General features: G+C 39.0%; 10 protein-coding genes. 3 read left to right on the top strand and 7 right to left on the bottom strand.

Annotated elements, in window-relative coordinates; genetic code table 11:
* Together ACT4_RS16170 and ACT4_RS16165 are read right to left on the bottom strand one after the other, a co-directional pair.
* A partial coding sequence (locus ACT4_RS16170) for an NAD(P)/FAD-dependent oxidoreductase (protein ID WP_007484101.1) occupies window positions 1-563 on the bottom strand: 563 nt, incomplete at its 3' end.
* Window positions 564-709: 146 nt separating this feature from the next.
* The gene (locus tag ACT4_RS16165) at window positions 710-1963 is read right to left on the bottom strand and encodes an MFS transporter (RefSeq protein ID WP_007484099.1); all 1254 of its coding nucleotides are present in this window, start codon (window positions 1961-1963) and stop codon (window positions 710-712) included.
* A gap of 392 nt (window positions 1964-2355) precedes the next feature.
* On the opposite strand from ACT4_RS16165, the gene ACT4_RS16160 reads away from it, so the two are divergent.
* On the top strand, window positions 2356-3573 hold the full coding sequence (locus ACT4_RS16160) for a CaiB/BaiF CoA-transferase family protein (protein ID WP_034605440.1): 1218 nt from the start codon (window positions 2356-2358) through the stop codon (window positions 3571-3573).
* A 164-nt stretch (window positions 3574-3737) separates the two neighbouring features.
* Window positions 3738-4583 (top strand): IclR family transcriptional regulator, encoded by an 846-nt coding sequence (locus ACT4_RS16155; RefSeq protein ID WP_007484096.1) that lies wholly within the window; start codon window positions 3738-3740, stop codon window positions 4581-4583.
* 63 nt (window positions 4584-4646) lie between these two features.
* On the opposite strand, the gene ACT4_RS16150 is transcribed toward ACT4_RS16155, so the two are convergent.
* Entirely contained in the window at window positions 4647-5453 is an 807-nt protein-coding gene (locus tag ACT4_RS16150) for an enoyl-CoA hydratase-related protein (protein WP_007484094.1), read from the bottom strand.
* Between the two features lie 271 nt (window positions 5454-5724).
* Between ACT4_RS16150 and ACT4_RS16145 the strand changes: the two genes are divergently transcribed.
* On the top strand, window positions 5725-6696 hold the full coding sequence (locus ACT4_RS16145; RefSeq protein ID WP_007484093.1) for a nitronate monooxygenase family protein: 972 nt from the start codon (window positions 5725-5727) through the stop codon (window positions 6694-6696).
* A 142-nt stretch (window positions 6697-6838) separates the two neighbouring features.
* Here ACT4_RS16145 and ACT4_RS16140 read toward each other — a convergent pair whose 3' ends face one another.
* From ACT4_RS16140 to ACT4_RS16125, 4 genes are all read right to left on the bottom strand, one after another.
* Window positions 6839-8002, bottom strand: a complete 1164-nt coding sequence (locus ACT4_RS16140) for an MFS transporter (RefSeq protein ID WP_007484091.1) — start codon at window positions 8000-8002, stop codon at window positions 6839-6841.
* A 68-nt stretch (window positions 8003-8070) separates the two neighbouring features.
* The gene (locus ACT4_RS16135) at window positions 8071-8913 is read right to left on the bottom strand and encodes an IclR family transcriptional regulator (RefSeq protein ID WP_007484088.1); all 843 of its coding nucleotides are present in this window, start codon (window positions 8911-8913) and stop codon (window positions 8071-8073) included.
* A gap of 99 nt (window positions 8914-9012) precedes the next feature.
* Entirely contained in the window at window positions 9013-10224 is a 1212-nt protein-coding gene (locus tag ACT4_RS16130; RefSeq protein WP_007484086.1) for a 3-oxoadipyl-CoA thiolase, read from the bottom strand.
* A gap of 20 nt (window positions 10225-10244) precedes the next feature.
* Window positions 10245-11762 (bottom strand): 3-hydroxyacyl-CoA dehydrogenase, encoded by a 1518-nt coding sequence (locus ACT4_RS16125; protein WP_007484084.1) that lies wholly within the window; start codon window positions 11760-11762, stop codon window positions 10245-10247.
* Window positions 11763-11797: the final 35 nt, after the last annotated feature.

Here is an 11797-nt window from a genome sequence, read left to right as displayed (position 1 = left end):
AGTGTATATTTAGCGTGAAGTTCATAACCCGGCGTGAAGTTATGTGTTGGCTCACCATTTTTACCAATCCCCATATCACCTGTTTGAATGCCTTTAACGGTACCATCTTCATGGTAAAGCACTTCAGCAGCAGCAAAGCCTGGGAAGATAGAAACTTCTAATTCTTCAGCCTTTTGACCTAACCAACGCACGACATTACCAAGAGAAATGACATAGTTCCCTTCGTTGTGCATTGATTTAGGAACCATCCAATACGGCATCTTTTGTGCTTTGGTATCAGACAATAAGAAATAAGTTTCGTCGCCCGTAACAGGAACATTCAGCGGAGCACCTTCTTCTTTCCAGTTCGGGAACAATTCATTCATGGCACGCGGTTCAAGTACAGCACCAGAAAGGATATGCGCACCAACTTCAGAGCCTTTTTCAACCACACAAACAGAAAGATCTGGTAGGTTGTTTTCAATCGCTAATTGACGAATTTTAATCGCAGCAGATAAACCCGCAGGTCCAGCGCCTACGATCACTACGTCAAACTCCATTGATTCTCTTTTTAAATCATCCATTTTAAGAAATTCTATTTCGCTTAGCGATACTTTAGTTTATTTTTTGTGTTATAGCAATTAAAAAGTTTCTTAACGATAGAAAATATTCTGAAAATGCAGATAAAAAAGCCAGCGAATTCGCTGGCTTAAATTTTTAAAATTTACTTTTAAGTTTTTTGAGGATCGAATTGTTTTTCTTTAATGAACAGTGCAGGAATAACACCACAAATTAAATAGGCAGCACCCATCACAACGAAACCTAAACCGATTGAACCTCCCGATGCCAAATATCCTATCGTTGCTGGTGCTAATGCTGCACCTAAACGCCCAACGTTATACGCGCCACCAATAGCAGTGCCTCGAATTTCAGTTGGGAAGCTTTCTGTCATATAGGTTGCATTTACACCATATGGAATGCCGTATAAGAAACCGAAGGCAATCAATAAGTATAGAATGTTCGCAGGTGAGTGATAAAATACGATCAAAGGAAGAAAAATTGCTGTGCCAATCGCTCCAAATGCATAGGTTAAACGACGTCCTACTTTATCAGCCATTAAGCCTGCAAGCACTTTACCTAAAATCATAGCTGTGTAGGTACCAACCATATAGGCTGTCATCTCTTTAAACTTCATTCCTAATTCAGTTTCTAGATACGATGGCATCCAATTATTTACACCATAATAACCAAACTGTAGGAACCCTGCGGTCAATGCCCATAGGATGAACATATTGCGATTACGTTTATCTTGAAAAATTAGCTTAATCGCTGAGATATTTTCAGAGTTTTGTTCGCTCTTAATATTTCTCTGTAGACGAGATTGCTGCCATGCCGCGGGTTCAGGCACTAAAATATGCATTAAGACCGCAATTATTACAGGGATAATGGCAACATAGAATAACATTCTCCAGCCATGATCAGGGATGATCCAACCTGCCAATAACGTTGCAACAATATACCCAACAGTCCAGCCAGCTTGCAGAGTACCTAACACGGTAGTACGATTTTTTGTCGGCACATATTCAGCCATTAATGTATTTGATGCTATATATAATGAGCCTAAACCGAGTGATGCGATGAAGCGTAAGATACCAAATTCCCAAAATGTTTGAGTAAAGCCTAGGCCACATGTAAGGAAAGAGAATAATAAAATAGAAACGACAACTGTTCTTACTCGTCCAAAACGATCACATGCCCATCCACCGAAAATGCCACCGACTGCCATGCCTGCGAGGGTAAAGCTCCCTAACATGCCTGCTTGAACTGAGCTGAGTCCAAAATCAGCTTTAATACTATTGAGACTATAGGACAAAAGCATTAAATCTGCGCCGTCAACTAATAACGCAAGGAATGCAAAAATAAATGCAATTTTCCAAGTATGAGGTCGAATTGTTGATAGCTGTTGTGTGTAATTAGTGGTCATAGTCCATTACCTTGCCTACTTCAAATCTGTTTAAAGCATTTTTTTCCGAGAAAAAGCATGAATTTTTCAAGCCATTGTTCTTGGGTTGTGCTGAGACTTAACCTCATAAAATGAAATTTTTTAGCTTAAATCCCTGTGAATGAACTCATATTAGAATATTTTTAAAGCGGAAAACAATATTTTTTGGAAAATAGTTCTGCAATGCGGTATTTTGTTTTTGGTGAAATATTTTCTAATTGATTGAATCATATTGGTTATTAAGTGTTAAGAGAATTAAATATTTATTTGACTAAAATTATAATTTGATTTCTCAAAGTTTATGTGTATATTGAAAAAATGTATCGCTATGCAAAATAATGTATTGTTATTTGAATTTAACTGGTGAAATTAGTATGGGTGCTTTAAAGGGAATTCGGGTACTGGACCTTAGTAGAGTTTTAGCAGGGCCTTGGTGTGGGCAAATACTTGGTGATCTAGGGGCCGAAGTAATTAAGGTGGAGCGACCAAAAATAGGTGATGATACTCGTTCATGGGGGCCACCATGGATGCAGAGTGATGACGGTGATGAAACTCGTGAAGCTGCATATTATCAGTCTGCCAATCGCAATAAGTTATCAGTAGCCATTGATATTTCGACTGTTGAAGGACAGGAGTTAATAAAAAAACTTATTCTGGATACAGATGTTTTAATTGAAAATTATAAAGCTGGTTCATTAAAAAAATATGGACTGGACTATGAGTCTTTCGCAAGCTTAAATCCAAAGTTAATTTATTGTTCTATTACAGGTTTTGGACAAGATGGTCCGAGAGCAGAAGAACCTGGTTATGACTTCATTATTCAAGGTATGGGTGGATTGATGTCTGTAACAGGTGAGAGAGATGATTTTCCGGGAGGAGGACCTCAAAAGGTTGGAGTTGCATTTTCAGATCTAACAACAGGTTTATATTCAACCATTGCAATTCAAGCGGCTTTACTTAACCGTAATACTACTGGTCTAGGGCAACATATAGACATGGCCTTACTGGATGTGCAAATAGCTACTTTAGCAAACCAAGGAATGAACTATTTAACATCTGGTAATGTGCCGAAACGATATGGCAATGCACACGCCAATATTGTGCCATATCAGCTTTTTAAAGCTTGTGATCGAGAGTTCATTATTGCTTGTGGCAACGATACTCAGTTTTTCCAACTATGTAAAAGTATTGGCTTGCCTGAGCTGGCCGATGATGTTCGTTTTAAACGAAACGCGGATCGAATTAAATATCGAAATGAAGTGATAGATATTTTATCAGCGCATTTTTTAACAAAAACAGCTGATGAATGGGTTCGTCTGATACAGGCTGTCAAAGTTCCTGTCGGTTTGATTAATAATCTTGAACAGGCATTTCAAGAGCCGCAGGTGGTGGCACGAAAAATGTTGATAGATATGCAACATACACAGCGTGAAAAACTAAGGATGGTGGGTTCGCCGATAAAACTTTCACGAACTCCTGTTGAATATCGTTATGCGCCACCTTTATTGGGGGAACATACCTCTGATGTCTTAAAACATATTGTTTCTCAAGAAAAATTAGCTGAGTTAAAAGCCAATGGCGTAATTGGGTAAAGTCAAAGGAGTAAATCAGGCGAGCATCGTTAATTTAGAAATACTGATTAATCAAAATTTATAGAACATCAGAAAGCAAACATTTATGTTTGCTTTTTTGCTATTAAATGAATAAATAGATTATAATTTTCGCAGTGCGAAACAGCAGGTAACGTGGTAACTATATGACTGAATCGATGGATATAGAACAAACAGAAAAACTATTAGCGCCTTTAAGGCATGAGCTATTGCATCCAATCGAAGATATGCAAGATGAAAATGACCGTCAATTTATTACTGCGTTAGCGCGTGGTTTAGAGTTGTTGCGTTGTTTCACGCCTAAACATCAACACTTAGGTAATCAAGAGTTAGCTCAAATGACAGGGCTACCGAAACCGACCATTACTCGATTAACACATACATTATCTCGTTTGGGCTACATTAAACAGGTGCCTAATTCGAGTAAGTTTCAACTCTCTGTTGGCGTATTGGCTTTCGGTTACTCCATGCTTTCGAATGTTTCGATTCGATCAATTGCGAATCCTTATATGACAAATCTGGCGGATTATGCTGGCGCTGCGGTTGCTATGGCAACACGTGATCGCTTGAACATGATTTATTTAGATGTTGTACAAGGCAAGGGTAATATGACGATGCGACGTCAAGTCGGTACATATTTACCTATTCATCTAAGTTCGATGGGACGTGCTTGTCTAGCAGCAATGCCAGAAGATGAAAGAGAGTTTTTACTGGATGCTATTCGTAGCAAACATAAAGACGACTGGATTAAAATTAATCGTGATTTAGATAAAGCATTTAAAGATTACCAAGACTTTGGATATTGTTTCTCTATTGGTGAATGGCACAAGGATGTGAATTCTGTTGCTGTACCATTGATCCATCAGCAACATGGCCTTTTGGTGTTCAATTGTGGTGGTCCAAGCTTTATTATGAAGCGTGAAAAACTTGAAGAAGATATTGCACCTCGTTTACTTCATATGGTGAATAATATTCGAACTGAAATTAGCTAAGCTTCAAGATTTAAAAAAACCAGCATCTTGCTGGTTTTTTTATGGATTGTGTGGATTTTTAGCTTATTTAAACTGTATGTCAGATTTTTTGTTCTTCTGAAACTTATCAAGAGCGGTTTTAAACTCATTTCCTGTCAGACAATCCGCAAAGATATTAGATTCATGATCTATACGATGCAAAATATCATCAATTGGCATATTTCTTAATAGCTTTTTACTTAACTGTAATGCTTGAATTGGTTGATTAGCTAATCTATTTAAAACCTTATCTACCTGTTGTTGTAATTCCTTGCTTGTTGAATAAATACTGTTAACGAAGCCATATTCTTTCGCTTGTTCAGCCGAAAATTTTTCTCCCAGTAAAATGATTTCTGAAGCACGAGAAAATCCAACTAACCTTGGCAGGATGTAGCTTGAGCCTGCTTCAGGTACTAGTCCAAGATTGACAAATGGAAATTGGAAAATGGTATCTTCACAAGCATAAACTAGATCGCAGTGAAGTAGCATGGTACTTCCTATACCTATTGCGATACTTTCAACTTTTGCAACAATTGGTTTTGGAAATGTTGCTAGACTTTTTAAAAACAGCACAGAGGAGGGTGGTTGCGAGCTATGAGTATTGCGATTTTTAAAAGCATTCACATCATTGCCACTGGTAAAGATTTGATTTGCACCTGTGAGTAGTACCACATGGATTTCATCATTAATTGCAGCCTGATCGAGTGCCTCACTCAATGCTAGATACATATCATAATTAATCGCATTTTTCTTATTTGGCGTGTTGATTGTCAGAGTCAGGACTTTTCCAACCTGTATTTGACAGATTGTTCCTGAAGTAATTTGAGTATTTAGATCGTCTTCCTGTTGCATCATGACATCCTGTTATTGAGTTGATGAGCTATTTAAAAATCAAGATTCAAAAAACCTCTTTTAGATTTCATTAATTTTATTGGAAATAAATTTCGCTATCAATTTTTTTATTTTGTATTTTGGTATTGAATTTTGTATAGTGGAATTTAATGGTATTAATGATGTTTTTAAGGCAATGATTACCGATGCAACCATGTCATTAATCTAAATGTGTTTAGAACGGTATGGAAACGAACAACCTTGGTAATACATGCAATAAGTGGGAACTATAATGAAGACTAAAATTACTGAACTATTTGAAATTGAGCATCCAATTATTCAAGGTGGTATGCATTATGTTGGTTTTGCTGAACTTGCTGCTGCAGTTTCGAATGCGGGTGGGCTAGGTATTATTACAGGTTTAACTCAGCGCACGCCTGAGAATTTAGCTAAAGAAATTGCACGCTGTCGAGAAATGACAGATAAGCCATTTGGTGTAAATTTAACTTTTTTGCCTACTGTAAATACCCCAGATTATCCAGCTTTTGTTGACGTGATTATTAAAGGTGGAGTTAGGATTGTAGAAACAGCTGGGCGTAATCCTGTGGAGGTAATGCCTGCATTAAAAGCCGCTGGAATAAAAGTGATACATAAGTGTACTTCGATTCGTCATAGCTTAAAGGCTCAGCAAATTGGTTGTGATGCCGTTTCGGTGGATGGTTTTGAGTGTGGTGGGCATCCTGGTGAAGATGATGTACCCAATATGATCTTGCTGCCTTTAGCGGCAGACACTTTAGAAATTCCATTTGTAGCTTCGGGTGGAATGGCAGATGGTCGTTCTTTAACGGCTGCTTTAGCCTTGGGTGCTGATGGTATTAATATGGGAACGCGGTTTATTGCCACTCAGGAAGCACCCGTTCATTCTAATGTTAAGCAAGCGATCTTGAATGCAACAGAACGAGATACTCGACTGATTATGCGTGCTTTACGTAATACGGAACGAGTAATGAATAATGCGGCCGTTGAAAAAATTGTGGCAACTGAGAAAGCTTTGGGTGATCAGTTGCAGTTTGAGGATATTGTTGAGCAAGTAGCAGGGGTTTATCCAAAAATTATGCTGGATGGTCAAATGGATGCAGGCGCATGGTCATGTGGTCTGGTGGCTAGTTTGATCCATGATATTCCTACTTGTGAAGAGTTGATACAGCGTATTGTAAGAGAAGCTGAAGATAATGTTCGCCAACGTTTAAGTGACTTATTATAGTTGGGTTCATTTTTTTTCTAGGGTTAATTGGAAAAGGTGTTAACTCTAAAGAGGCAAATATGCTAGCTCAAACTTGTTCTGATATTAGATCAAGTTTGAGTGGATATACGGAGTTCTATATTAGATTCACTGTGCGCTAACTCTACTGTTTCGCATCTATTCGACAAAATATCAGACATAAACCAGCAAAAATAAGCCCTAAAATGCAAACTCCTGTCCAGCCAAAATGTTTCCACGCATAACTACCCGCAGTAGTACCCAGTGCCCCTCCTGCAAAATAGCCTGTCATATAGATGGCATTAAAGCGAGCGCGGAGTTGTTGATTAATTTTGAAAACAATACTTTGGTTAGTGACATGTACTGCCGAAAGTGATGAGTAAAGCAACAACGTAGCAATGATATAAAAGCTAAAATGATAGGGTAATAATAAAAATAATAACCAACTGAGGATCATCCCTATACCACAGTATAGTGAGATCTGATGAATATAACCTTGGTCAATAAATTTTCCAGAAAAATTAGCAATAAATGTTCCTAATATTCCCACAAAGCCAAATAGTCCAATTTTAAAATCGCTAAAATAATATGGAGCTGGTGCTAAAAGAAGTGACATCGTGGTAAATGTCATGCTAACACTAGCAAAGGTTAGACCTCCTATATAAGTACGTGTTCTTAAACGTTGATTGTTTAAAAAAATTGAGGGAAGTGACGCAATGGTTTCCGTATAGTTTTCTGATTTAGTTGGAGGAAAAGTACCAATATTACGGTATAAAATGATTGCAATTGCCAACAATAAAAAACCACTCACGAGATAAATCATATTCCATGCGAATATGCTGGACATTAATCCAGAGAGGGAGCGAGCGAGTAATACACCCATCATTAAACCACTGAGTAAAAAGCCGACTACACGTCCACTATGCTGAATAGGGACTAAACTTGCTGCAAGTGGAAGCAGTAATTGCGCTGCACTAGAAAACAGTCCTGTTATTATGGTGCCAAAGATGAGCAAATAGATGTTGTTGGAAAAACCACTAATGATCAAGCCAATAGAGGCCAGCAACATAAAGGTAAAAAGTAGCTTGCGTTTTTCTAGAATATCACCCAATGGCATGAGGAATAACAGACCAGAGGCATACATAATTTGTGCTAAGGTCGGCACCCATGCAGTTGTGGTTTCGGATAAATCTAGATTTAAACTAATCGAATGAATCAGGGGTTGGCTAAAGTAGTTGCCACCTGTACAGATGCCCGCTGCAATAGCCATTAATATGATGGTTGGAGTATAGAGTGCGTTTTTCATCATGCTTGTTGCCATAATGAAAGTGAAACGTTAATCACCAACCCGTTGAACCGAATTATTCAATTGAATTGTTAATGCATTTCATTCAAAGCATCTTGAATATTGTGCACCATATGGATTAAACGTGGTCCAATTTCACCTTCAAGTTTTTCTGGATTTAAATGAAAACTTGGCGCGCCACAGTTAAAGACATAAAGACCATGTTTAGAACTGACCAAAGGAACAGCGACGGAATTTACTTCTTTATGCCATTCGCCTAAAGACAAACAATATCCGTAATCTTGATAATCTCGGAAAGCTCGTTCTAGAGAGCGTTTTATAGCAGGCCAATTTTCAAGGTTTTTTTGTTTAAGCGCATCAAGTAGAAAGTTACGTTCACGTTCAGGAGTGGCTGCTAAGCAAGCTCTGCCCATAGAACTGCTGTGAAGTGGCAATGTTGAACCAATTGGACGGCGCATATTTAATGCTGTTTCAATTTGTACAACATCTATATAGACCATATTTAAGCGGTCACGTGTCGCCATCGCTACAGGAGCTTGAACGTATTGACTCATTTCTTCCATATATTGATGTGCAATATTACGGATAGAGATATTTGACAATGCTGCATATCCTAAGGATAAAACACCAATGTCTAGTGTGTATTTTGTTGAGTTAGGCAATTGTTTTAAATAACCTAATGACACAAGCGTATTTGTAATGCGTGCAATAGTTGGCTTTGGTAGACCAGTCATTTTTGCTAATTCTTGGTTGCCAAGCACTTGATTGTTAGCAGAAAAGCATCTTAAAAGCTCTAAACCTCTTGCTAGCGACGCGATAAATTGAGGATTATTTTCCCGATGAATATGTGAAATAGGATCTAGACGTATCTCATCAAAATTTATTGGTTGTTCATTTTCTGAATTCTGAGACATTCAATCCTCAAATATAATAAAACAAGAATCTTGTATTATATTTCGCTATGCAAAATAAATCCATTCATCACTGTGCTGTTGTGATGAATGGTTCATGTTTTATGACTTCGAGACGTTTTCTATCACCATTGCTAAACCTTGACCAACCCCGATACAAAGGCTGACTACGGCATATTTTTTATTACGACGAAGCAACTCGCGGGATACGGTAAGTGCTAGACGAGCACCAGATGCACCTAGTGGATGTCCTACTGCAATCGCACCGCCATTTGGATTAACACGAGGATCATTGAAATCGACATTGAGGCCTTTTAAGCAAGACAATACTTGTGATGCAAAAGCTTCATTAATTTCAATAATATCCATATCATCTAAAGTCAAGCCAGCACGAGATACAGCCTTTTTGATCGCTTCAATTGGTCCTGCACCCATGATACGAGGTTCAATTCCTGCCGCTGCAGCTGAAAGAATCTTAGTCATAGGTTTGAGTCCATATTTCTGTCCAGCAGCTTCAGAACCGATGAGTAAGGCCGCTGCACCATCATTAATACCAGAAGCATTACCTGCAGTTACGACACCACCTTCGAACAGTGATTTTAATTTGGTTAGAGCTTCAACATTAGAACTTGGACGTGGATGACCATCTTCAGCGATCAATTTTGGTGGTAATTTTTTACCTTGAGAGACCTCAATCGGTGTAATCTCATCGATAAAAAAACCTTCTTCTTTAGCTTTTTGATATTTTGCTTGTGATTGTGCCGCAAATAAATCTGCTTGTTCTCGCGTTATTCCAAATTCAACAGCAACATTGTCTCCTGTTTCAGGCATGCTGTGACCACCATATTGGGCAATGATTTTTTTGTTTGGAAAACGAGAGCCAATCGTGGTGTCATAAATTTTTGCATCACGGCTATAAGCTGTTTCAGCTTTGCCCATGACAAATGGTGCACGAGACATACTCTCCACGCCACCTGCAACATATAGTTCACCCTCACCACAAGTGATGGCACGAGCCGAATCGATAACCGCTGCTAAGCCACTCGCACATAAACGGTTAACGGTTTGACCTGGGACGGTGACAGGTAAACCAGCAATCAGCAGAGCATTACGTGCTACATTACGGCTGTCTTCACCTGCCTGATTGGTATCGCCAAAAATGACGTCTTCGATGTCTGCTGCAGGGACCCCTGTTTTTTCAACTAGTTTTTGAATCACAGTTGCAGCAAGGTCGTCAGGACGAATTGAGGCTAACTCACCTGCATGACGACCAAATGGGCTGCGTAAACCATCGTAAATATAAGCATTCAACATTGCGAAGTTCCTTTTCAGAGTTATTTGTTAAAAGTAAGTGGTAAATTTAAGGCAACACGACGTTGTAACCATGGGCTTGGGCGATACCGTGGGTCATGGGTTAAGGTCGTCATACGTTCCAGTGTGAGCAGAATTTTTTTGCTGCCGATGTGATCGCCCCATTCAATAGGGCCAAATGGATAGCCTAGTCCCAAACGCACAGCTGCATTAATGTCATCGACGCTCGCAATGTTTTGTTGGGCAATGTCACAGCCTAAGTTGATCACCATCGCTAAAACACGCTGGGCGACAAAGCCAATGCTTTCAGCAATAACACTGACTACAGCGCCGTCCAGATTAAATATCGAATGAGCTGCTTGAATATAATCATTCTTTGTAGCTAAAGATGGCATCAATGTGCGATGCTTTTGAATGCCATATAGCATATCGACTGCAACGGTTTGTTCTGGATTCACCTTAAAACGTTGTGCTGCTTGTGTGGTGTCTTCGCCATAGCACGCCAATAAGCATAGGCTGTCTGTTTGCGGTACTGTGCTTGTATCTAACTTGATGTTTTGACTTGTTAAATAGTCAGTAATTTGTTGATGGTCTGAAGGGAAGTCAGCACCAATCCAGACGCTTGGATACTGTTCTAAACGCTCAACAATTTGTGCAGGTTGTTCACCTGTTTTGCTACCTGTGGTGTAGTTATAGAAACCCTGACCAACTTTACGGCCAAGTTGTTTAGCGTCAAGCATCTGCTTGGTCAATGGATTTGGGCGATAACGTGCTTCTTCATAGTATTGGTGATAAATAGATTCCATAACTGGATGAGATACATCTAAACCAGTCAAATCCATCAGCTCAAAAGGTCCCATACGGAAGCCGACACCATCTCGTAAAATGCGGTCTATTTCACTGATATCAGAGACATTTTCATTGAGGATTTTAAGAGCTTCCGTTCCGTAGGCACGTCCAGCATGGTTAATAATAAATCCTGGAGTATCTTTGGCTACGACAGGACGATGACCAAAGGTGCGGGATAATTCATTCAATGTATCCACAATTCTTGGATCAGTTTTTAGCCCCTGAATGACTTCAACCACTTTCATAAGTGGTACAGGATTAAAGAAGTGATAACCAACCACACGTTCAGGATGCTGACAATTCGCTGCAATCGCCGTGATTGACAAAGAAGAAGTGTTCGATGCCAGTATCGTTTTTTCAGGAACAATTTCTTCAAGTTGCTTCATTAAACTTTGTTTAATGTCGAGACGTTCAATGATTGCTTCAACGATTAAGTCACAGTTTTTTAAATCTTCGAGTTGTTCAGCAATCAATAGGTTGTCATTAGCAGCTTGAGCCTGTTCTGTAGAAATCTTATTTTTTTCGACTAACTTTTGAAAGGTTACTGCTAGCTTTGCTTTGGCTTGTTCAGCTGCACCAGCCTTAGCATCATATAAATAGGTGACATGACCTGATTGTGCTGCGATTTGGGCAATACCACTCCCCATAACGCCAACACCAATCACGGCTATTGTTTCAATCTGATCACTCATTTTGCTCATCCTGAATGTTTTATCTCTACAATGAA

This window comes from Acinetobacter sp. NBRC 100985 (assembly GCF_000241225.1).
Classification (GTDB): Bacteria; Pseudomonadota; Gammaproteobacteria; order Pseudomonadales; family Moraxellaceae; genus Acinetobacter; species Acinetobacter venetianus.
The sequence above is the reverse complement of the archived record's forward strand: the minus strand, read 5'-3'. Positions and strand labels throughout refer to the sequence as shown.